Raw genomic sequence first — 20,528 nt, forward strand, 5'->3', positions numbered from 1 at the left:
GAAACTTTCATGTGTGGGCCGTTGATCATATCGACGACGGTCTTGAAATCCTGACAGGAATTCCTGCCGGCCAGAGGCAGGCAGACGGCAGCTGGCCCGAGGGAACCATGAATTTCATGGTGAACGAACGTCTGCTGCAGATGGTCGAAACGCTGAGGAGTTTTGGAAAAAACGAAGAGAAGAACGATAAAAACTGAAAATTTTGTTTTTTTACCAGAACATTCCGAAAATCAGGGTGGTTTCAAACGGCAGGGGCAAGATTCCCCTGCCGTTTGTTTGTGTGGTGCACCGTGCCGGGGCATGTGTTTTTGATGGCAAGGCTACTGGATAAAAAATAATCAGCCACTGTTTCCCTCGCCAAGTTTGCTTAAAAAATAAGCCATCTTTGTTTGTTCACATCTGTAACATGTCGAAATCACAAAAAAATAGTTTTTGGTACGGCCTGTGCGATACCTATAGGCAAGCGCGCGCGATTTTTCGGGAAAATGCTTTTTGGGAGCGCAGGTGTGGCGATGCCGACCTGTTACAGCTGGTGGCGGGTCTTCCGGAAATCCGCCACCCCATACCTCTTCGCCGGAGGCGTCAAAGGAGACATACCCATGAAAAAGATTGAATGCATCATCAAGCCTTTTAAGCTGGAAGACGTCAAAGAGGCCCTGGCCGACATAGGCATCAGCGGCATGACGGTCAGCGAGGTTCGCGGCTTCGGACGGCAGAAGGGACATACCGAACTTTACCGTGGCGCCGAATACCAGATCGACTTTATTCCCAAAATCAAGGTGGAACTGGTGATCCCGGCGGATCGTGTCGGAGAGGTGGTGAACATTGTCAGGGATGCCGCCCAGACCGGAACGATCGGCGACGGCAAGATTTTCGTCTACGATATCGAACAGGTGGTTCGCATCCGTACCGGAGAAACCGGATCGGAAGCCCTTTAAGCCGCATTTGGCGAGACAGCAAGGAGGAAAGTGGTTATGAAGATTCGGGCAAATATACTGGTCGCCGGTTTGCTGCTGGCGTTGCCGGCCCTGGGGTGGGCCGAAGATGCACCCCTTACCGCCGATGCGGTACAGAATAACCTTAATTTCGTCTGGACCATGATTGCCGGTTTCATGGTTTTCATCATGCAGGCCGGTTTTGCCATGGTGGAGGTTGGTTTTACCCGCGCCAAAAACGCCTGTAACATTCTGATGAAAAATCTGATGGATTTTTCTGTGGGCGCTATCGCCTTCTGGGCGGTGGGGTTCGGCCTGATGTTTGGCGCCACCAATGGTTTCTTCGGCACCACCGACTTTTTCTTCAGTGGTGCCAGCGGTGATGGCGAAGCCTGGAACTATGCTTTCTGGCTGTTCCAGGTCGTTTTCGCCGCCACCGCCGCTACCATTATCTCCGGTGCCGTTGCCGAGCGTACCAAGTTCAGCGCCTACCTGGCCTACTCCGCCCTGGTGTCGGCGTTTGTCTACCCCGTTTTCGGTTCCTGGGCCTGGGGCAGTCTCTACAACGGCGGCGGCTGGCTGGAAGGTCTTGGTTTTATCGATTTCGCCGGGTCGACGGTGGTTCACTCCATGGGCGGCTGGTTGGCTCTGGCCGGGGCCATTGTTGTCGGACCGCGTCTCGGCAAGTACGACAAATCCGGAAGGGTCAAGCCGATCCCCGGGCACAATATCCCTCTGGCAGCCTTGGGCGTGTTTATTCTGTGGTTCGGCTGGTATGGCTTCAATCCAGGCTCCACCACTACCGGTGACACTTCCATCGCCCTTATCGCCGTAACCACAACTCTTGCCGCCGCTGCCGGTGCCACGATGGCCATGCTGGCCACCTGGCTCAAGTATGGCAAGAGCGATATCGGCATGACCATGAACGGCGCCCTGGCCGGTCTGGTCGGCATCACCGCCGGCTGTGCCAATGTCACGCCGCTGTCGGCTGTCATTATCGGTGCCATTGCCGGGGTGCTGGTACTGTTCTCGGTTCTGTTTTTCGACAGAATCAAGGTCGACGATCCTGTCGGTGCGGTTTCCGTGCATGGCGTGTGCGGCGCCTGGGGCACTCTCGCGGCCGGTCTGTTCGACAGTGCCGGATTTTCTCTGAAGACCGTCGCCGTACAGTTGACCGGCATCGGCGCATGCTTTCTGTGGGCCTTCGGCATCGGCCTGATCATGTTCAAACTTATCGATCTGGTCATCGGCATGCGGGTTTCAAGGGAAGAGGAAATGGCCGGCCTCGATTATACCGAACACGGCGCCTCGGCCTATCCCGACTTCCAGACGGTGCGCCTGGGCACGGTGTTCGCCCCCGGTCAGGAAAACGTGAACGGTTCCAAACAATGAGGATTTCCCTGTGCCCGGGCGGCCGTTGTGGCCACCCGGGGCGGGAACATGTCAAGGAGGAAGCTGTTATGAAAAGATGGAGCGTTTCTTTGCTGGTTGCGGCTGTGGTTTCCGTTGCCCTGGCGGTTTCGGCCGGCGCCGCAGTGATTGAAGTGGAAGGCGATGTTTATGTCGGTGTGTTTGACAAGTACTTGTGGCGTGGGCACAATCTGAGTGGCAGCATGCCTGTGATCCAGGCCGGAGCCGATCTCTCGAGTCATGGCTGGACGCTGGGTTACTGGAGCAACTGGCAGATCAAAAGCGATGCCGGCGAAGGCTATAAATCCGGCGAAGTGACCGAAACCGATATCATCCTGAGTTATGCCCAGGATTTCGGCGAGTTGCTTTCCGTGACGGTCGGAAATATCTGGTACCAGCTCGATGGCATCGAAGACACCAATGAACTGTTCGTCAATGCCACCATCAACACCCTGCTGTCGCCCACCCTCGGCATGTACTGGGATTGGGATGCCTGTGAAGAAGAAGGGTTGTTCTTCACTTTCGATATCAGTCACTCCTTTGAACTGATGAAAGATCTCACCATGAACCTGGGCGCGCTGGTAAGTTACAATCTGCACAGCGACTATGCGGTGAGTTTCGTTCGCGATTACTCCGGTTTTCACAACTATGAACTGAGCGTCGGTCTCGATTACGCGCTGACCGATCAACTGACGCTAAGCCCCTCTTTCTCCTACTCCTCCGGAATCAGCGACGCTGCCAAAAACAACATCGATACGCAAACCCTGGCCGGTATTAACATCACCTATACCTTCTGACGGTTTTTGCAGGCAATGCATCGACGGGCAGGTGGCTTTCATCCGAAATCAGCTCTTTTCCGTCGTGGCGGTGCCAATTTGCGGTTTTTCCGGTCATTCTCTTTCGGGAGTCACTGTGTTTGCGTCCGCCGCGGTCGGTGCCAACATGTTTTGCCGGAGGAACATCCGGATGGATCATCCGTGTGTTATACTCTAAGTATCCTCGAAGTGCCGGTGGGTTTTAAAGCTGTGGCTGTCGCAGGGGCGGCAGCGCGAAATAACCGCAAGCAGGGAGGATTTATGGTGAAGCGGGTGCAAACGGAAGAGTTTTCTCAGAAGCGGGCGAATGCCGAGATTTTGAGGCGCATGATGTGTCTGGATGAAGACCTGGAAATCATGGACCGCCATGCTTCCGACCTGGTCGATGTCGAGGTGGAAGTAAAGGATTCCATGCGTCGCTGGGACCGGGAGCATAAAAACTCCCGACTGCATAGCGTGCCGCGCCATCTCAAGCATGTACGGTGATGGTTGCGGGTTATTTGCCCGGATCTGAAAACAACGGGGAGTTCCGTGGGGAACTCCCCGTTGTTTCGTCTATTCTTCGGTTTTTTCCGCTTCCTCTTCCGGTGCTTCTTCCTCTTTGATGGTCTCGATCTCCCCTTCAAGCGCCGCTGCCCGGTTTTTCAGGTCATCGAGCTTTTCCAGCAGTTGGGTGACAGCGTCATTTTCCATAATGGCGACAATGCCGTTTTCCCGCAGTTCATCGATCTCCTTGCCAAGGTCGCTATGGGCTGCCGCGATTTTGCGGTGAATGGTCGCCAGATCAACCTTTTTCTGCACGATGCGCTTGTATCTGTTGGCCTGAAACGAAGCAATGTGGAGGGTTTTGCGGGTAGAATCCCAGATTTTTTCGGTGGTGGTTTTTTTCTTTTCGCCCGAATCGTTTTGTTCGTTCATGACAACCTCCAAGGTTTGGCAATCATTGATAATATGTTAAAAATATTAACATCCCGGAAAGACACGTCAAGATGTCCGGCCGCCGCGGTTGCCTTATTGGCCACGCCGGACGGCGCCATGCCGCTTATTCCAATTTTCATGGGGGATCATAACATGGAAGCAACTGCAGGGCAGGCAGGAAAAACCAAGTTTCAGATCGATCTGCGCCGTTATCTGCGGGAAGACGGTGAGGATGAGCAGCTCATTCACCTGATTTGCGAAATCGCCGAAGCCTCCAAATATATTATCAATTCGATCCGCACCGGCGACCTGGGGGTGGCAGGTACCTCCAATCTTTATGGCGAGCAGCAACTGGCTCTCGATGTATTGTCCGATCGTATTTTACGCAAACGCCTGGCACAGTCGGGCGTGGTGAGCAATGTGGTGTCCGAGGAGACCGCCGATATCGTATTTATCGCTCCGCACCGTACCGGTAATTTTTCGGTGGCCTACGATCCCCTCGACGGGTCCTCCCTGGTGGATGTCAACCTGGCGGTGGGCACCATTGTCTCCATTTACAGAGGCTGTGATCTGATGCAGCCCGGCACCAAACAGGTGGCCGCTTTGTATATCCTCTACGGCCCGAGAACCACCCTGGTTTATACGACGGGACACGGGGTCCACGAGTTCGGCATGAATCAGCTGATGGAATATACCCTGCTGCGCCGCAACGTCCGCATGGAGCCCAAAGCCTCCATTTACGCACCCGGCGGTCTGCGCAGCCTTTATACGCCCGGAACCGACAAGTTCGTTCGCCAACTGGAGTCCAATGGCGTCAAATTGCGCTACAGCGGTGGTCTGGTGCCGGATTTCAATCAGATTCTGATGAAAGGCAAGGGGGTTTTTTTCTATCCGCATCTGCAGAATGCGCCGCAAGGCAAGCTGCGATTGCTGTTCGAACTCAACCCCATGGCTTTTCTTATGGAACAGGCCGGTGGCGCGGCTTCCAACGGCCGGCAGCGCATCCTCGATCTGGTGCCGCAAAAGTTCGACGAACGCAGCCCGTTTTTTTGCGGTTGCAGGGATGATGTGGCCATGGCGGAGGCCTGCATCCGGGAGGAAGGATAAAAAAACGGGGACCGCAAGGTCCCCGTTCCGGTTCAGTCGTCAAGCAGGGCTTTGACCTTGTCATAACCGGCGTTGTAAGCTCTTTTGTTGAGATCCATAAAAGCTTCGGGAACCCGGCGCAGCACCGCTTCTTCTCCCGACTCGCGCTTGACGATGCCGGTCAGGGCGACCATGGCGCCGAGGGCGACGACATTGGCGACGATAGCGCGGCCAATGTCGGTTTTCGCCGTGTTGATGATAGGGAAACGGTAAATCTTGAAATCGCCCGCCGGCGGATTTTTGACGAAGTCGGCATCGAGCAGCAGCAAGCCTCCGGGCTTGATGGTGTCGGCATATCGGTCTGCCGCTTCCTGGGTCAGGGCCAGACAGGCATCCACCATGGTTGCCTTGGGGTAGTCGATAGGGCCGTCGGAAATGATGACTTCGGATTTGGAGGCGCCGCCGCGGGCTTCCGGACCGTAGCTCTGGGATTGCACGGCATGCTGGTCCTCGACGATGGAAGCAGCTTCGGCAAGGATGATCCCCGCGGTGATAAGCCCCTGTCCGCCGGCACCGGAAAAGCGTATTTCATAGCGTGTGGACATGGTTTTTCCTTTCTCGGTACAGGTCAGGATTTTTGCGCGCGCTTTACGACTTCGGCGTACTGTTCGCAGTATTCCGGGCGTTGTTCCTGATGCAGGATGCCGGTGACGATCTTACCCTCCAGTTCCTCTTTGGACATGCTGGCGGCTTTGGCCACGGGCACTGCCAGTTCCTTGAAGCGCTTCATCATGTCAACCACCGAGCGGAATTTGTTGCGGCGCCCGTAAGTGGTCGGACAGTCATCGAGGACCTCGATGACGGCCATCCCCTTGTGACGAATGCCCTCGGCGATCAGCTTGTCGATTTGCGTGGCGTGAAACGACGTGGTGCGGGCCACAAAGGATGCTCCCGCGCCGATCGCCAGTTTGCCGATATCGAATACCGGGTCGGGGTTGCCGTAAGGGGTGGTTGATGCACGGTCGCCGGTAGGTGTGCAGGGCGAGAACTGGCCGCCGGTCATGCCGTAGATGAAGTTGTTGCAGAGGATATAGGTCATGTCGATATTGCGGCGGCAGGCGTGAATGAAATGATTGCCGCCGATAGCGACGCCGTCGCCGTCGCCGCCAACCACCAGTACGTTCATTTCCGGTTTGGCCATTTTGATGCCGGTGGCAAAGGCTGCGGCGCGGCCGTGGGCGGTGTGCAATGTGTTGAAGTCGACATAGCCGGGCAGCCGGCTGGCACAGCCGATGCCGGATACGATGGCCGTATTGTCCTTGTCCAGCCCGCAGGCGTCGATGGCCCGCAGCAACCCTTTGAGTATGATGCCGTGTCCGCAGCCCGGACACCAGATATGTGGCAGTTTGCCGGGGCGCAGATATTTGTCGTAATCGAATGCCATGGCTAGCAGACCTCCTTGATTTTTTCAATGATCTGGGAGGGAGTGATCGGCTCCCCGTCCACCCGGCCTATGCCATACAGGGCGCAGGCGCCCCGGATGACGCGCTCGACCTCCAGGATCATCTGTCCCAGGTTCATTTCCGGGACGATGAGGGTTTTGCAGCGGACGGCGAGTTCGGCAATGCGACGTTCGGGGAAGGGCCACAGGGTGATGGGGCGGAACAGGCCGACTTTCATGCCCTGCTCGCGCAGTTGGTTGACGGCGTTGCGTGCCGAACGGCTGATGGTGCCGATGGCGACGACGATGATATCGGCATCCTCCACCAGATATTCTTCATTCTTTTCGATCTTGTCCCGGTTGGCTTCCACCTTGCGGATCTGGCGGCGTTCCTCGGCATCGACCAGTTTGGCCTTGGTGGTGGGGAAACCGTCAGCCGCCTTGTTCAGGCCGGTGACATGAAAACGGTAACCCGAGCCGAAGGCGGCCAGCGGCGGTACGTCGCCGAAATCCGGGTCGTAGGGCAGATACTGGTCCGGCGGCACCGAGGGCGTCTGACGGTTGATCACTTCCAGGTCGCCGGGCTCCGGCAGTTCGATGCGTTCGCGCATGTGGCCGTTGATTTCGTCCAGCAGCACCTGGACCGGCATGCGGTAGGTTTCGGCAAGGTTGAAGGCGCGTACCGTCTCGGCGAAGATTTCCTGGCAGGAAGCCGGCGCCACGGCAATCGCCGCGTGGTCGCCGTGGGTGCCCCAGCGGGCCTGCATGATATCCGACTGACTGGGCCCGGTCGGCATTCCCGTCGATGGCCCGCCGCGCATGACGTTGACGATCACGCAGGGGATCTCGGCGATGCATCCGTAGCCGATAAGTTCCTGTTTCAGAGAGATGCCGGGACCGGAGCTGGCAGTGAGCGCCTTGGCGCCGGTCAACGCCGCCCCCAGCACGGATGCCATGGCGCCGATTTCATCTTCCATCTGTATGAACTTGCCGCCGTTTCTGGGCAATTCCCTGGACATCACCTCGGCCACTTCCGTTGAAGGGGTGATGGGATAGCCGCCGAAAAAGTTGCAGCCGGCATAGAGGGCACCGTAAGCGCAGGCTTCGTTCCCTTGCAATAAAGCAATTTTTTTAGCCACCTTGACAGACCTCCTCAAGTCAAAAAAGCATCAATCCCTGTGGACTCTGATCGCAAAATCGGGGCAGCGCAATTCGCACTGCATGCACCCGATACAGGCTTCCGGCCTGACGACCTTTACCAGAAAACCGTCCATTTCCAGGACATTGGTGGGGCAAAATTCCACACAGATGCTGCATCCCTTGCAGTATGATTCAATAATTTCCAAGCGTGGGGTACTCATTCCCGGATTCTCCTTGTCAATCATTAACCGATGCGGCAGCAGATATTACACCCTGCCGCTCATTATTCATAAAAAACCATCGGCCATCCTATCATGTTTGTCCTGACCGAATGCAAATTTTTTCTTTGGGGTGGGCGGGCAGAAACTGCCGGTGAGTCAGACGGCGGGGTTTATGGGAGCTTTGGGAATCGTGGCCAGATTGACAGCCAACTCGGCCCGGTTCAGCAGCGCCGGGGTGCAAAAAACGTATTGATGGATGCCGAGGCGACACCGGATCAGCTCCAAGCCAGGCCGGCAAGTAAATATCCGGAAAGGGCAGAACAGCTGGCCGGGGACATCGCCGTTTTTTCCGGTTATTTGTCGCGCCGCTGGAGTTTTTGGTCCTTTTCTTCGATCTCGCAGGCCATCCGCTCCCGGAATGCCAGCAATTTTTCTGACAGGGTCGGATCGCTCAAGGCAAGGATCTGTGCTGCAAGCAGGGCGGCATTGCGGGCCCCGGTCCTGCCGATGGCCGTGGTGGCAACGGGGATGCCCGCGGGCATCTGGACAATGGCATATAACGCGTCGACGCCGTTCAGCGGCCCGCCGCCCATGGGGACGCCAATGACCGGCAGGATGGTGCCGGCCGCCACGACTCCGGGCAGGTGGGCGGCCAGGCCGGCGGCCGCGATGATGACCTGGATGCCGCGACCGGCGGCCGCTTCGACAAGATCAGCGGTTTTGCGCGGTGAACGGTGCGCCGAGGCGATGCGCATTTCAAAGGGAATGGCGAATTGTTCGAGGATTTTGGCGGTTTCTTCGAGTACCGGGCAGTCTGAATCGCTGCCCATGACGATCAGTACTTTGGGGCTCATGGATGCTCCTGTATTTTTTGAAGAGTAATGATCGGGGATGCGAGGCCATGCCGCCCCGGAAGGAGCGGCATGGCCGGGCAAAAACGATAATTCTGATTAATTCGCCAGTTTTTCGTACAGGGCAAAACGGCGTCTGGCCCAGGCGTTGGCCCGCTCTATGAGCGCCTCCGCCGCATCCGGATTGACCTTTTTCAGAGCCCTGAAGCGGTTCTGGGTCTCGGCAAATTCCTCGAAGGAGAGGGTCGGCGCCTTACTGTCGAGTTGCAGTGGGTTCAGGCCCTGCGCGGCCCGCTCCGGGTTGTAGCGGTACAGGGGCCAGTGACCGCAGGCGACCGCTTTTTTCTGCGAATCGATCCCCTTGGTCATGTCGATGCCGTGGGCGATGCAGTGGGCGTAGGCAATGATGATGGATGGGCCCTCAAAAGCCTCCGCTTCCATGAACGCCTTGATGGTCTGGGCCGGGTTGGACAAAGAGACGCTGGCCACGTAGGCGGTACCGTAGGACATGGCCATCATCCCGAGGTCCTTTTTGGGCATGTTCTTGCCGCCGGCGGCAAACTGGGCGACAGCGCCGAGGGGGGTAGACTTGGAGGCCTGCCCGCCGGTGTTGGAATAGACTTCCGTGTCGAGGACCAGCAGGTTGACGTTTCTGTCGGTGGCGATGACATGATCCAGACCGCCGTAGCCGATGTCGTAGGCCCAACCGTCGCCGCCGACACACCATACCGATTTTTTCACCAGATAATCGGCCAGGGTGGCGAGACGTTTCGAGGCCGGGTCGTCGCAATTGGCAAGCATCTGTTTGAGCTGCGCGACCCGGGCCCGTTGTTCCTCGATACCCGTCTGAGAGGACTGGTCGGCATCCCGGATGGCCAGTAACAGTTCCTTGTCGGCCGGGCAGCCGGCACAGTCGCATGCGATAACTTGGGCCAGCAGTTCGCCGGCGGCTTCGCTGAACTTATCCACCGCCAGACGCATGCCGAAGCCGAATTCCGCGGTGTCCTCGAACAGCGAGTTGGACCAGGCCGGGCCCCGGCCGTCATCGCGGGTGGCCCAGGGGGTGGTCGGCAGGTTGCCGCCGTAAATGGAGGTACAGCCGGTGGCATTGGCTATCAGCGCACGATCGCCGAACAGCTGCGACATGAGTTTGAGGTAAGGGGTCTCGCCGCAGCCCGAGCAGGCACCGGAAAATTCGAACAGCGGCTTCAGCAACTGGCTGCCTTTGAGGGTGTCACGCTTGATCTTGGCCACATCGGTTTCGGGCAGGGCCATGAAGAAATCCCAGTTGGTGGCTTCCTGCTCGCGCAGAGGCACCTTGAATTGCATGCTCAGAGCCTTGCGGGACGGATTCTGGCGGTCTTTGGCGGGGCAGACGTCGACACAGATGCCGCAGCCGACGCAATCCTCGGGAGCTACCTGCAGGGTGAATTTTCCCCCGGCGAATTCCGCGCCGCGGGCATCGATGGCGCGGAAGGTTTGCGGTGCCTGGCTCAGGCAGGAGGCATCGTAGATCTTCATGCGCAGGGTCGCATGGGGGCAGACAAAGGAACACAGACCGCATTGGACGCACAGGTGCGCGTCCCACACCGGGATTTCCAGGGCGATGTTGCGTTTTTCATAGCGGGAGGTGGCGGTGGGGAAGGTGCCGTCCGCCGGCATGCTCGATACCGGCAGGCTGTCGCCCTGGCCGGCGATGATGGTTGCGACCACGTTCTGCACGAAGGCCGGCGCCCCGGGGGTCACCAGCGGCGGTTTGCTCAGGGCGCTGTCGGCCGTGGCCGGGATGCTTACCTCGGCGATATTGTCGAGGGCGGCGTCGGCGGCGCGGCAGTTCATTTCCACCACTTTTTCGCCGGCTTTGCCGTAGGTTTTGCGGATCGCATCCTTGATGGCTTCCAGGGCCGAATCCATGGGCAGGATGCCGGTGATCTTGAAAAACGCGGTCTGCATAATGACGTTGATGCGCCCGCCCAGGCCGATCTTTTCGGCGATGTCCACGGCGTTGATGACGAACAGCCGCAGGTTTTTGTCGATAATCTGCTGCTGAACCTCGCGGGGGAGCTGCCTCCAGACCGTTTCCGTGTCGAACAGGGAGTTCAGCAGGAACATCGCGCCGGGTTTGGCTTTGGCCAGCATGTCGCACTTCTCGAGGAAGGTGAAGTTGTGGCAGGCGACGAAGTCGGCATCGCTGACCAGATACGGTGCGCGCAATGGGGTCCTGCCGAAGCGCAGGTGGGAGGTCGTTATGGTGCCGGCTTTTTTGGAGTCGTAGACGAAGTAGGCCTGCACATGGTTGTCCGTCAGGTCGCCGATGATCTTGATGGAGTTCTTGTTGGCGCCGACGGTGCCGTCGGAGGCGAGCCCGTAGAAGATAGCCGAGTAAATCCCCGAGGCGTCGTTCCGGTAGGATGTATCGACGGGGAGGCTGGTGCCGCAAACATCGTCCTCGATACCGACGACGAAATGATTTTTTGGATCGGCAACGTCCAGGTTGTCGTAGACGGCCTTGACCATGGCTGGGGTGAATTCCTTGGACCCGAGACCGTAGCGGCCGCCGACAATGGTCGGAATGGTCCGGCTGATGGTGGCTTCCGCGATGCTGGCGCGCACATCGAGGTACAGGGGTTCGCCGAGGGAGCCGGGCTCCTTGGTGCGGTCCAGCACCGCGATTTTGCGCGCGGAAGCGGGCAGCGCTTCGAGAAACGCCTGTGCGGGGAAGGGGCGGTAGAGGCGGATCTTGAGCATGCCGACCTTTTCGCCAGCGGCGTTCATGGCATCGACGGTTTCGTGCACCGTATCGGCGCCGGAGCCCATCAGGACGATGACCTTTTCGGCATCCGCAGCACCGACATAATCAACCAGGCGATATTGACGCCCGGTGAGCCCGGCAAATTTATCCATCTGCTCCTGCACGATGCCGGGAGTGGCCTCGTAGAAGCGGTTGACCGTTTCCCGTCCCTGGAAATAAACATCCGGATTTTGTGAGGTGCCGCGCAGCACCGGATGGTCCGGGGACAGGGCCCGTGCGCGGTGATCGGCGATCAGATCTTCGTCGAGCATGGCATGCATGTCGTCGAAAGTAAGCTCCTCGATCTTCTGGATCTCGTGGGAAGTGCGGAAACCATCGAAAAAGTGCAGGAAGGGTACGCGTGAGCGCAGGGTGGCAGCTTGCGCGATCAGGGCGAAATCCATCACCTCCTGGGGGTTGTTGGAAGCAAGCATGGCAAAGCCGGTGGAGCGGCAGGCCATGACGTCCGAATGATCACCGAAAATGGACAATGCCTGGGCGGCAATCGCCCGTGCCGAAACGTGGAATACCGTCGGGGTCAACTCACCGGCGATCTTGAACATGTTGGGGATCATCAACAGCAAGCCCTGGCTGGCCGTGAAGGTCGTGGTCAGGGCACCGGCCTGCAGGGCGCCATGGACGGCCCCGGCCGCGCCGGCCTCCGATTGCATTTCCGTCACCAGGGGTACCGTGCCCCAGATGTTTTTTTCGCCCTGCGCGCTTTTGATATCCGAAATTTCCCCCATATTGGAAGACGGCGTTATGGGGTAAATGGCAATAACCTCGTTGGTAGCGTGTGCCACGTGCGCCGCGGCGGTGTTGCCGTCGATGGTAACTTTCTGTCGCATCATGCGTTTTGATCTCCTTGATGGATAACTTTGCCGGTCCGCACAAACAGCGTTTTCCGCGCAGCGGCGGCAGCTGTGCTGGCAAAACCCTTTGAAGCCGGTATTTTCCGCAACCCGGATCTGCCCCTTGACAATCCGTTAGACAAGTAGTAATTATTTTTTTACGTAAAAAAATTCGTGTTTCGAAAACTACCTAAACTTAACCGGGTGAGTCAAGAAAATTTTTAAAGTGCTGGTTGCGCGATACGGTGTTTTACGCAGGAGCGCCGCAATCGATGAAGACACACCACGGCTGCTGCTGGCAGATCGGTGGTGAGGGCCGAGTTTGGGTCGACGGAGCATGGTTGTTTGAGGATAACGGCTTTTTAGCGGCGGAAATTTACAGGTGAGTTGTGGTATGATGCGCTCCGGATGGGTACAAGCCGGCCATGAATCGAGCGTTTGGAACCATTGTGAGATCGGGGCCGGGTTTTTGAGGGGAGGCGGCTATTGAAAGAAGCAGATGTTGGATCTTGCGGAGAGGGTTTCGCCGGCGGGCAAAGGCAGTGGACTTTTTTGAATAATCACGCTCACGTGCTTTTGTGTCTGGCGAGGAATCCGGGCATGGTGTTAAGGGAAGTTGCGTTGAAGGTTGGCATTACCGAGCGGGCCACGCAGAAAATCATCAAGGACCTGGTTGACAGTCAGGTCCTTGAACGATACCGGGTGGGGCGCTGTAACAGCTATCGCATCAATCTCGATCTGCCTTTGCGTCATCCATTGGAGCAGCAGCACACTGTCGGCCAATTGCTGTCCATGGTGCTTTCGGCCGAGGAGATGGGCCGGGCCCGCTCCAGGGTCAAGGCCAAAACCTGAGGCGCCTGCCAACCGTGTGGAGGTGCGGCGAGGATCTGCCCCTGTTGGTTACAGGGGCAGGTTGTCGACCAGTTTGCGAACTTCGCCCACGGAATGATCGAGCAGCCGGCGTTCGTCCGCCGTCAGTTCGAATTCAATGATTCTCTCCACGCCTTCAACCCCCAAAATGCAGGGCACGCCGACATAATAACCGCTGACACCGAACTGACCGTCAAGCATGGCGCATACCGGCAGCAGCCGTTTCTGGTCGTGAATGACGGCTTCGATCATGGCCACGGCGCTGGTCGCGGGCGAAACGAAGGCGCTGCCGGTCTGAAGCAATTCCACCACTTCGCCTCCGGCATCGCGGGTGCGCGCGACCAGGGATGCCATGATCTGGTGGGCTTTTTCCTCGCTGCCAAATTTGTGTTTCAGCAGTTCAAGGGCGGGAATGCCGTTGACATTGGCGAATCGCACGATGGGAACCATGGCATCCCCATGGCCGCCGAGCACCAGTGCGTTGACGTCGCGGACGGAAACGCCAAGTTCCCGGGCGATAAAGAAGGCAAAGCGTGCCGAGTCAAGCACCCCGGCCATTCCCATGACCCGATTGGTCGAAAAGCCCGTGATCTTCTGGCACAGGGTCACCATGGCGTCCAGCGGATTGGACAGCACGATGGCAATCGCATCCGGTGCATGGGTGCGGATCCCCTCGGCAACCGTGGCCATGATGCGGGCGTTGATCTCGATCAGGTCTTCGCGGCTCATGCCCGGCTTGCGCGGCACTCCGGCGGTCACCACCACGATATCGGCGCCGGAAATCACCGCGATGTCATCGGATCCTTTCAGTTGTACGTCAAAGTCCGAAATAGGAGCGGCCTGCGCAATGTCGAGGCATTTGCCGCGCGCCAGGTTTTCCTTGATGTCGAACATGACCACGTCGCCAAGTTCCCGCATGGCGGCAAGGTGTGCAATGGCGTTGCCGATCTGGCCACCTCCGACAAGGGCTATTTTCGGTTTCGTCATGTAGTTCCCTCCAATGAAATCCGGTGCCGGTGCCAAAGCGCCGCACCGCATCATGCATTCAATTCATGTTCTCGATCATGGCTGTGGCAAATTCGGAACATTTCAGCAAAATCGCGCCGTCCATGAGGCGCGCGAAATCGTAAGTCACCCGGTTCTGGCTGATGGTCTTTTCCAGCGCCTGCACAATCATCCCGGCGGCTTCTTTCCAGCCGAGGTGCTCCAGCATTAACGCGCCGGAGAGGATCATGGACCCGGGGTTGACCTTGTCCAGGTTGGCGTATTTTGGGGCGGTGCCGTGGGTTGCCTCGAAAATGGCGTGACCCGTCTGGTAGTTGATGTTGGCTCCGGGCGCGATACCGATACCGCCGACCTGGGCGGCCAGGGCATCGGAAAGGTAGTCGCCATTGAGATTCAGTGTGGCGATCACGTCGAATTCACTGGCGCGGGTCAGAACCTGTTGCAGGGCGATATCGGCAATGGTGTCCTTGATCATGATCTTGTCGCGCCACCGCCCCCGCCCGTGGGTCTTCATCAGGGTGTCGAGAGTCGCGGCGACTTCGTCGCGGACAGCTTTCTGCTGTTCCGCAGTCATCATATCGTAGCCGGGGTCGATCATGCGGGAGATCCGTGCATGGTCGGAATCCGGAAATTCATCCCCGGCGGCCAAAATCCAGCTTTCCCTGGCTGTCACCACCTGCTCGCGAAACTCCCGGGCGGCCAGTTCGTAGCCCCATTGTTTGAACGCCCCCTCGGTGAATTTCATGATGTTTCCCTTGTGGACCAGGGTCACGGAGCGGCGCTTGTAATCGATGGCGTACTGGATGGCGGCGCGGATCAGGCGTTCGGAGCCTTCGCGGGAAACCGGCTTGATGCCGATGCCGCTGCTGTCGGGCCATGGAATTTTGGTGACATGCATGCGTTGCCGCAGAAAATCGATGACCTGTTTCGCTTCCCTGCTGCCGGCCGCCCATTCGATGCCGGCATAGATGTCTTCCGTATTTTCACGGAACAGGACGATATCCACATCCCGGGGCTTTTTTACCGGGGACGGCACGCCTTCGAAATAACGCACCGGCCGCAGGCAGACGAACAGATCGAGTTCTTGTCGCAAGGCCACGTTGAGCGACCGGATGCCGCCGCCGACAGGGGTGGTCAAAGGGCCTTTGATGCCGACCCGAAAGGCGTCGAAAGCCTGCAGGGTTTCCGCCGGCAGCCAGCCGAGCCCCATATTGAAGGCCTTCTCGCCGGCGTAGACTTCCATCCAGGCGATGCGGCGCCTGCCGGCATAAGCCTTGTTTACGGCGGCGTCCAAAACCCTGACAGCGGCCCGCCAGATGTCCGGCCCAGTACCGTCACCTTCGATGAAGGGGATAACCGGGTTGTGCGGAACCAGCAGTCGCCCATCCCTGAAGCGGATCGTTTCACCTTCCGGTACCGTGACATGTTGGTAGGGCATGTTCGTTCCCTTCGCGCAGTGACGATGTTTCCCGACGGAGGATTCATGAAGTATACGGTCCGGTCAGTCTACAGAAGGCGCGAAACCTGTCAAGGTCTGTTTTTCGGGAGGTCGTGTTCCTGTCTGCTGCCGGGCTCGGCGCAGCTCAGCCTGGAGGCCCGGCCGGCGCCCCCGTTTCGCGGGGCGCCGGTCCGACAGGAAAGATCCTGGATTTGAGAGCTTTTTCCCGAGCCAGTTTTTTTTCATCCTCGGACAGCTTGCGGGGAATCGTCAGGGATTGGCCAGGGTAGACCTGCCGTGGATCGCGAATCTGGTCGCGGTTCGCCTGGTAAATCAAAGGCCACAGCAACGGGTCGCCATAGATGTCCGGCTGTGCGGCAATGGTCCACAGGGTTTCCCCCCCGCCGACGTGGTAGGTTGCCGGGGGGGCAGGGCGGGCTTTGGGCCTGGCCGCTGCCGGTGGAGCCGCAGGCCGGGCGATGATGGCCTTGCGGGTTTGAGGAGTCGGTTCTCGTACCGGTTCGTTGGGTAACTGCGCGGTGCGCATCAGTTCCTGGGCGCGGATTTTCTGCAGCTCCCTGTCGGCCTGTTCCCGTTGGGCCTGCAGAATCGCGCGGCGCGCATGAGCTTCGGCAAAGGGGAGGATTTCCCTGGCCAGTTTGTATTTTTTATCCTGTACCAGAACTTCGCCGTCCCGCAGGGCATCCTGGGCCGCCTGATACGCGTTGGGAGCCAGTACCGGGGCTTCAGCGGCCAGGGCTTCTTCCAGGGCGGAACGCGCGGATTGCAATTCCTGCAGCGGGGGGGCTACGCAGCCCCCCGTCAGGAAAAGCAGAGCCAGCAAAAATATGATCAGCCGTGGCATAGTCCACTTTCGTCGTCTGTGCAATCAAGGCAGGATTGCTTCAGGGCGAGCGATCCCCGATCAATGCAAATCTCCGAGCTGGTTTTCATCCGGGAACGGCCCTTTTCCGCCGTGGCGGCGTCAATCCGCAGGCTTGCTTGTGCGGCGTACCGATGTACGCCTCGGCACAAACCCTTGATTTCCTTGCCACAACGAAAAATTGCTCGTTTCTCATATGAAAACTACGCTGTATCCATCCGGAGTTTCCGGATGGATACGAGCTAATTTGTGCGTGCCGCGCGCCGGATGGAAAGCTCCCGCAGCTGCTTGTCATCCACTGCGCCGGGCGCTTCCGACAGCAGGCAGGTGGCTTTCTGGGTTTTGGGAAAAGCGATAACGTCCCGGATGGATTCCGAGCCGGTCAGGATCATCATCAGGCGGTCGAGGCCAAAAGCGATGCCGCCGTGGGGCGGTGCGCCGTAACTCAGGGCATTGAGCAGAAACCCGAATTTTTCCTCGGCTTCCTCGGCGGTAATCCCCATCAGGGAGAACATTTTGTTCTGTATTTCCCGGTTGTGGATACGAATACTTCCGCCACCGATTTCCGATCCGTTCAGGACCAGATCGTAGGCCTTGGCCCGCGCGCTGCCGGGATCGCCGTCGAGCAGCGCGACATCTTCATCCAAAGGAGCGGTGAAGGGATGATGCACCGCCACGTGACGGCGGGTTTCGCCGTCCCATTCGAGCAGCGGAAAGTCGGTGACCCAGACAAAACGGAAGTCATCCTTGCGGGCCAGCCCCAGTTTCTGCCCAAGCAGGCCACGCAGACGCCCCAGGGATTCATTGGCCACTTTGCAGGTGTCGGCGGCAAACAGCAACAGGTCGCCCGGTTTCGCGTCGGCGGCCTCATCGATGAGCGCGATTTCCTTGTCGGTAAAAAATTTGGTGATGGGAGACTGCCAGGAGCCGTCTTCCTGGACCTTGACGTAGGCAAGCCCTTTTGCGCCGTAAATTTTGACAAACTCGGTCAGATCGTCGAGTTCCTTGCGGGAGAAGGATGCACACTCCCTGGCGTTGAGCAGTTTGACAATGCCGCCTTTTTTCACCGCCTCGGCGAAGACCTTGAAACCGCAGTCCTTGACGATGTTGGAGATCTCGACCAGTTCCAGGCCAAAACGCATGTCCGGATTGTCGACCCCGAAACGGGCCATGGCTTCGGTGTAGGTGATGCGGGGCATCGGCAGCGGCAGTTCGATGCCAAGCGTATCGCGGAACACCCTGGCGATCATGCCCTCCATGATGGTCATGATATCCTGCCGGTCGACGAAGCTCAATTCGCAGTCGATCTGGGTGAATTCGGGCTGCCGATCGGCGCGCAGGTCTTCATCGCGAAAGCATTTGACAATCTGGTAGTAGCGGTCGAAACCGGACACCATAAGCAGCTGCTTGAACAACTGGGGCGATTGCGGCAAGGCGTAAAACATACCGGGGTTCACCCGGCTCGGCACCAGATAGTCGCGGGCGCCCTCCGGCGTGCTTTTCGTCAAAACCGGGGTTTCAATCTCGATGAATCCATTATCGTTGAGATAGGTGCGCACGATCTGCGCCACTTTGTGACGCAACATCAGATTGGATTGCAGGCCGGGGCGTCGCAGGTCGATGTATCGATGCTTGAGGCGGATGTTTTCCGCGACGTCGGCATGGTCCTCGATCATGAAAGGCGGCGTTTCGGAACTGTTGAGAACCCGCAGTTCCTTGACCTCCACTTCGACCTCGCCGGTAGCCATCTTGGGGTTCACGGTGCCTTCGGGACGTGCGGACACGATGCCGCGGACCGCGACCACATATTCGCTGCGCACTTTTTCCGCCTTGGCGTGAGCCTCCGGATCGCGGTCGGGATCGAGAGCCAGCTGGGCGATTCCCTGGCGGTCGCGCAGGTCGATAAAGATCAGGCCTCCATGGTCGCGACGACGCTGCACCCAGCCCATGAGGCAGACTTCCTTGCCAATGTCGGCGGCACGGAGATCGCCGCAGAAATGGCTTTTTTTCCAATCACCCAGAATGTCGATCAAGTTCATCTCCTTGGTCATGCAAAAAGTAATACCAGAAAAGCACGGCACATGCGTGTCGCGATCCTGAAGAAAGCGAATTGCAAATTATAAAGGGTGTCGCCAAAAATCGTCAAGCGGTTATCGGCTGCCCGTTGCGGGCCCGGCAAGGCAGCGGGCCGCAAGGGCCTGCCCGATGCCCTCCAGGGCAATGGGCGTCTGGCTGCCGTCGTCCATGTCACGAAGTTGCGCCTGGCCCGAAGCCAGTTCCTCATCGCCCAAAATCAGGACAAAGCGGGCGCCCAGTTTGCCCGCGCGGCGCATCTGCGCCTTGAGACTCTTGCCGGCAAAGGCCATTTCGGCGCGCAGTCCAAGCCGCTGCAGGCGGGTCATGAGAGCGAAGGCCTCGTCGGTTGCGGCATCGCCCAGGGCGGCCAGAAAAACCTGTGGACGGGGTGGCGCGATGCGCTGATCGCCCTTCATCAGGACCAGCCTTTCGACGCCCATGGCAAAACCGATGCCTGGCAGGGCCGGGCCGCCCAGATCCTGGATCAGCCCGTCATAGCGCCCGCCGGCAGCCACGGCATTCTGTGATCCGAGCTGATTGGTGACCATCTCGAAGGTGGTTTTGGTGTAATAGTCGAGGCCGCGGACCATGCGGGCATTGATGGTGAAAACAATGCCGAGCTTGTGCAGATGGGCCTGAAGCTGGCGGAAATGGGTGTCGCAGTCGTCGCACAGAAGATCCAGTACCGACGGCGCATCGACCGTAGCTTCCTGACAGGCCGGAACCTTGCAGTCAAGCACCCGCAGCGGGTTGGTCAGGTAGCGCCGCTGGCAGTCCGCGCACAGGGTCCGCAGGCGGCTTTCCAGGTAGCCGGTGAGGGTTTCCCGGTAGCGGGGACGGCACTGCTTGCAGCCCAGAGAGTTGATATGCAGTTCGACATTGCGGATGTCGACCGCTTCGAAATAGTGGTCGAGCATGGCCAGGATCTGGGCGTCCATCATGGGGTCGTCAACGCCGATAGCCTCCACGCCGATCTGGTGGAACTGGCGGTAGCGTCCCTTCTGGGGGCGTTCGTAACGAAACATGGGCCCCATGTAATAGAGCCTGGATACGGGATCCAGCGTGTGCAGTTTATGTTCGATGAAGGCGCGCATGACCGGAGCCGTGCCTTCCGGCCGCAGGGTCAGGGAGTTGTCGCTGCGATCGCTGAAGGTGTACATCTCCTTTTCCACGATATCGGTGGTTTCACCGATGGAGCGGCAGAACAGTTCGGTTTTTTCCACCACCGGCACCCGCACCTCGGCAAAGCCGTACAACTGGAAGATGCGGTGGGCTTCGCTTTCAAGAAACTGCCAGGTTTCGACTTCGCCTGGCAGGATATCGTTCATTCCCTTGATTCCCGTAATGCTCACAACGTTATGTCCCTTCGTTCATGGTTTCATGGCCGCGGCGGCTGTATCCGGAACGGCTAACAGCGGGCCGGCGGCAATAGAAGACCCGCCGGCGCCATGGCGAGCGGGTAGATGTACGCATAAAGCGAATGCGCGTGGCGGCCGCGACGGCCGGAGGTTCATTCCGGGTCGACCGGGGGATCCTCCGTTTCCGCCAGTTGCCAGGCTCCCCTCACCGCATTGCGGCACTTTTTACCCTCGTACATGGCTTTATCGGCCAGGTGAATGAGTTCCTTTTTACTGCCGGCGTCACAGGGGTAGGTGGCATAGCCCACGGTCGCGGTAATCTTTGCGGGGGTGTCGCTTTCAGCGAAGAAGGTATGATTCTGGATGCACTGGCGGATACGTTCGGCCACCACCGCTGCCCCTTCGCTGCCCGTTTCGACCAGAAAGCCGGTAAATTCAT

Annotated in this window: 20 protein-coding genes; 7 read left to right on the plus strand and 13 right to left on the minus strand. The window is 58.5% G+C overall.

The window, feature by feature from the left end; genetic code table 11:
* From AB7E65_RS06325 to AB7E65_RS06345, 5 genes are all read left to right on the plus strand, one after another.
* Nucleotides 1-197, plus strand: a 197-nt coding sequence (locus AB7E65_RS06325) for a hypothetical protein (RefSeq protein ID WP_428745483.1), incomplete at its 5' end; no start/stop codon positions are given.
* Nucleotides 198-599: 402 nt separating this feature from the next.
* A complete protein-coding gene (locus AB7E65_RS06330) occupies nt 600-938 on the plus strand; it encodes a P-II family nitrogen regulator (RefSeq protein ID WP_072285666.1) in 339 nt (112 codons plus the stop codon).
* A gap of 36 nt (nt 939-974) precedes the next feature.
* Nucleotides 975-2,327 (plus strand): ammonium transporter, encoded by a 1,353-nt coding sequence (locus tag AB7E65_RS06335; RefSeq protein WP_320360706.1) that lies wholly within the window; start codon nt 975-977, stop codon nt 2,325-2,327.
* Between the two features lie 68 nt (nt 2,328-2,395).
* The gene (locus tag AB7E65_RS06340) at nt 2,396-3,142 is read left to right on the plus strand and encodes a TorF family putative porin (RefSeq protein WP_072285664.1); all 747 of its coding nucleotides are present in this window, start codon (nt 2,396-2,398) and stop codon (nt 3,140-3,142) included.
* Nucleotides 3,143-3,421: 279 nt separating this feature from the next.
* A complete protein-coding gene (locus AB7E65_RS06345) occupies nt 3,422-3,646 on the plus strand; it encodes a hypothetical protein (RefSeq protein ID WP_072285663.1) in 225 nt (74 codons plus the stop codon).
* Between the two features lie 69 nt (nt 3,647-3,715).
* On the opposite strand, the gene AB7E65_RS06350 is transcribed toward AB7E65_RS06345, so the two are convergent.
* A complete protein-coding gene (locus tag AB7E65_RS06350) occupies nt 3,716-4,078 on the minus strand; it encodes a hypothetical protein (RefSeq protein WP_072285662.1) in 363 nt (120 codons plus the stop codon).
* Between the two features lie 153 nt (nt 4,079-4,231).
* Between AB7E65_RS06350 and AB7E65_RS06355 the strand changes: the two genes are divergently transcribed.
* Complete coding sequence (locus tag AB7E65_RS06355; protein WP_072287967.1) at nt 4,232-5,185, plus strand: class 1 fructose-bisphosphatase; 954 nt, start codon at nt 4,232-4,234, stop codon at nt 5,183-5,185.
* 32 nt (nt 5,186-5,217) lie between these two features.
* Here AB7E65_RS06355 and AB7E65_RS06360 read toward each other — a convergent pair whose 3' ends face one another.
* The 6 genes from AB7E65_RS06360 to nifJ all read right to left on the minus strand — a co-directional run bounded on the left by AB7E65_RS06360 (nt 5,218) and on the right by nifJ (nt 12,459).
* Entirely contained in the window at nt 5,218-5,769 is a 552-nt protein-coding gene (locus AB7E65_RS06360; protein ID WP_072285661.1) for a 2-oxoacid:acceptor oxidoreductase family protein, read from the minus strand.
* A 23-nt stretch (nt 5,770-5,792) separates the two neighbouring features.
* Nucleotides 5,793-6,608 carry a 2-oxoacid:ferredoxin oxidoreductase subunit beta gene (locus AB7E65_RS06365; RefSeq protein ID WP_072285660.1) on the minus strand — a complete coding sequence of 272 codons (816 nt, stop codon included), beginning with the start codon at nt 6,606-6,608 and terminating at the stop codon, nt 5,793-5,795.
* Between the two features lie 2 nt (nt 6,609-6,610).
* On the minus strand, nt 6,611-7,744 hold the full coding sequence (locus AB7E65_RS06370) for a 2-oxoacid:acceptor oxidoreductase subunit alpha (protein WP_072285659.1): 1,134 nt from the start codon (nt 7,742-7,744) through the stop codon (nt 6,611-6,613).
* 30 nt (nt 7,745-7,774) lie between these two features.
* Nucleotides 7,775-7,966 carry a 4Fe-4S binding protein gene (locus AB7E65_RS06375; RefSeq protein WP_145926336.1) on the minus strand — a complete coding sequence of 64 codons (192 nt, stop codon included), beginning with the start codon at nt 7,964-7,966 and terminating at the stop codon, nt 7,775-7,777.
* Nucleotides 7,967-8,319: 353 nt separating this feature from the next.
* Nucleotides 8,320-8,820: a 5-(carboxyamino)imidazole ribonucleotide mutase gene (gene purE, locus AB7E65_RS06380; RefSeq protein WP_072285657.1), complete on the minus strand. Its 501-nt coding sequence runs from the start codon at nt 8,818-8,820 to the stop codon at nt 8,320-8,322.
* Between the two features lie 96 nt (nt 8,821-8,916).
* A complete protein-coding gene (gene nifJ / locus AB7E65_RS06385) occupies nt 8,917-12,459 on the minus strand; it encodes a pyruvate:ferredoxin (flavodoxin) oxidoreductase (RefSeq protein ID WP_428745484.1) in 3,543 nt (1,180 codons plus the stop codon).
* A 570-nt stretch (nt 12,460-13,029) separates the two neighbouring features.
* On the opposite strand from nifJ, the gene AB7E65_RS06390 reads away from it, so the two are divergent.
* Nucleotides 13,030-13,311, plus strand: a complete 282-nt coding sequence (locus AB7E65_RS06390) for a winged helix-turn-helix transcriptional regulator (protein WP_428745488.1) — start codon at nt 13,030-13,032, stop codon at nt 13,309-13,311.
* A 48-nt stretch (nt 13,312-13,359) separates the two neighbouring features.
* Here AB7E65_RS06390 and mdh read toward each other — a convergent pair whose 3' ends face one another.
* The 6 genes from mdh to AB7E65_RS06420 form a co-directional block, all read right to left on the minus strand.
* Complete coding sequence (gene mdh, locus AB7E65_RS06395) at nt 13,360-14,316, minus strand: malate dehydrogenase (RefSeq protein WP_072285654.1); 957 nt, start codon at nt 14,314-14,316, stop codon at nt 13,360-13,362.
* A gap of 58 nt (nt 14,317-14,374) precedes the next feature.
* Nucleotides 14,375-15,772, minus strand: a complete 1,398-nt coding sequence (icd, locus tag AB7E65_RS06400) for an NADP-dependent isocitrate dehydrogenase (protein ID WP_428745485.1) — start codon at nt 15,770-15,772, stop codon at nt 14,375-14,377.
* A gap of 145 nt (nt 15,773-15,917) precedes the next feature.
* The gene (locus AB7E65_RS06405; RefSeq protein WP_072285652.1) at nt 15,918-16,637 is read right to left on the minus strand and encodes a DUF4398 domain-containing protein; all 720 of its coding nucleotides are present in this window, start codon (nt 16,635-16,637) and stop codon (nt 15,918-15,920) included.
* Between the two features lie 260 nt (nt 16,638-16,897).
* Complete coding sequence (gene aspS, locus AB7E65_RS06410; protein ID WP_072285651.1) at nt 16,898-18,688, minus strand: aspartate--tRNA ligase; 1,791 nt, start codon at nt 18,686-18,688, stop codon at nt 16,898-16,900.
* A gap of 117 nt (nt 18,689-18,805) precedes the next feature.
* Nucleotides 18,806-20,059, minus strand: coding sequence for a histidine--tRNA ligase (hisS, locus tag AB7E65_RS06415; RefSeq protein WP_428745486.1), 1,254 nt, complete (start codon nt 20,057-20,059; stop codon nt 18,806-18,808).
* A gap of 182 nt (nt 20,060-20,241) precedes the next feature.
* On the minus strand, nt 20,242-20,528 hold a 287-nt coding region (locus AB7E65_RS06420), incomplete at its 5' end, for a diguanylate cyclase (protein ID WP_428745487.1).

This window comes from Syntrophotalea sp., assembly GCF_050253115.1.
In the GTDB taxonomy this organism is placed as follows: domain Bacteria; phylum Desulfobacterota; class Desulfuromonadia; order Desulfuromonadales; family Syntrophotaleaceae; genus Syntrophotalea; species Syntrophotalea acetylenica.

Coding starts and splice junctions, on each gene's coding strand:
- AB7E65_RS06335 (WP_320360706.1), top strand. CDS start 975: ATGAAGATTCGGGCAAATATACTGGTCGCCGGTTTGCTGCTGGCGTTG.
- purE (WP_072285657.1), bottom strand. CDS start 8,820: ATGAGCCCCAAAGTACTGATCGTCATGGGCAGCGATTCAGACTGCCCG.
- AB7E65_RS06365 (WP_072285660.1), bottom strand. CDS start 6,608: ATGGCATTCGATTACGACAAATATCTGCGCCCCGGCAAACTGCCACAT.
- hisS (WP_428745486.1), bottom strand. CDS start 20,059: ATGAACGATATCCTGCCAGGCGAAGTCGAAACCTGGCAGTTTCTTGAA.
- AB7E65_RS06350 (WP_072285662.1), bottom strand. CDS start 4,078: ATGAACGAACAAAACGATTCGGGCGAAAAGAAAAAAACCACCACCGAA.
- AB7E65_RS06330 (WP_072285666.1), top strand. CDS start 600: ATGAAAAAGATTGAATGCATCATCAAGCCTTTTAAGCTGGAAGACGTC.
- mdh (WP_072285654.1), bottom strand. CDS start 14,316: ATGACGAAACCGAAAATAGCCCTTGTCGGAGGTGGCCAGATCGGCAAC.
- AB7E65_RS06360 (WP_072285661.1), bottom strand. CDS start 5,769: ATGTCCACACGCTATGAAATACGCTTTTCCGGTGCCGGCGGACAGGGG.
- AB7E65_RS06345 (WP_072285663.1), top strand. CDS start 3,422: ATGGTGAAGCGGGTGCAAACGGAAGAGTTTTCTCAGAAGCGGGCGAAT.
- AB7E65_RS06405 (WP_072285652.1), bottom strand. CDS start 16,637: ATGCCACGGCTGATCATATTTTTGCTGGCTCTGCTTTTCCTGACGGGG.
- AB7E65_RS06355 (WP_072287967.1), top strand. CDS start 4,232: ATGGAAGCAACTGCAGGGCAGGCAGGAAAAACCAAGTTTCAGATCGAT.
- nifJ (WP_428745484.1), bottom strand. CDS start 12,459: ATGATGCGACAGAAAGTTACCATCGACGGCAACACCGCCGCGGCGCAC.
- AB7E65_RS06340 (WP_072285664.1), top strand. CDS start 2,396: ATGAAAAGATGGAGCGTTTCTTTGCTGGTTGCGGCTGTGGTTTCCGTT.
- icd (WP_428745485.1), bottom strand. CDS start 15,772: ATGCCCTACCAACATGTCACGGTACCGGAAGGTGAAACGATCCGCTTC.
- AB7E65_RS06375 (WP_145926336.1), bottom strand. CDS start 7,966: ATGAGTACCCCACGCTTGGAAATTATTGAATCATACTGCAAGGGATGC.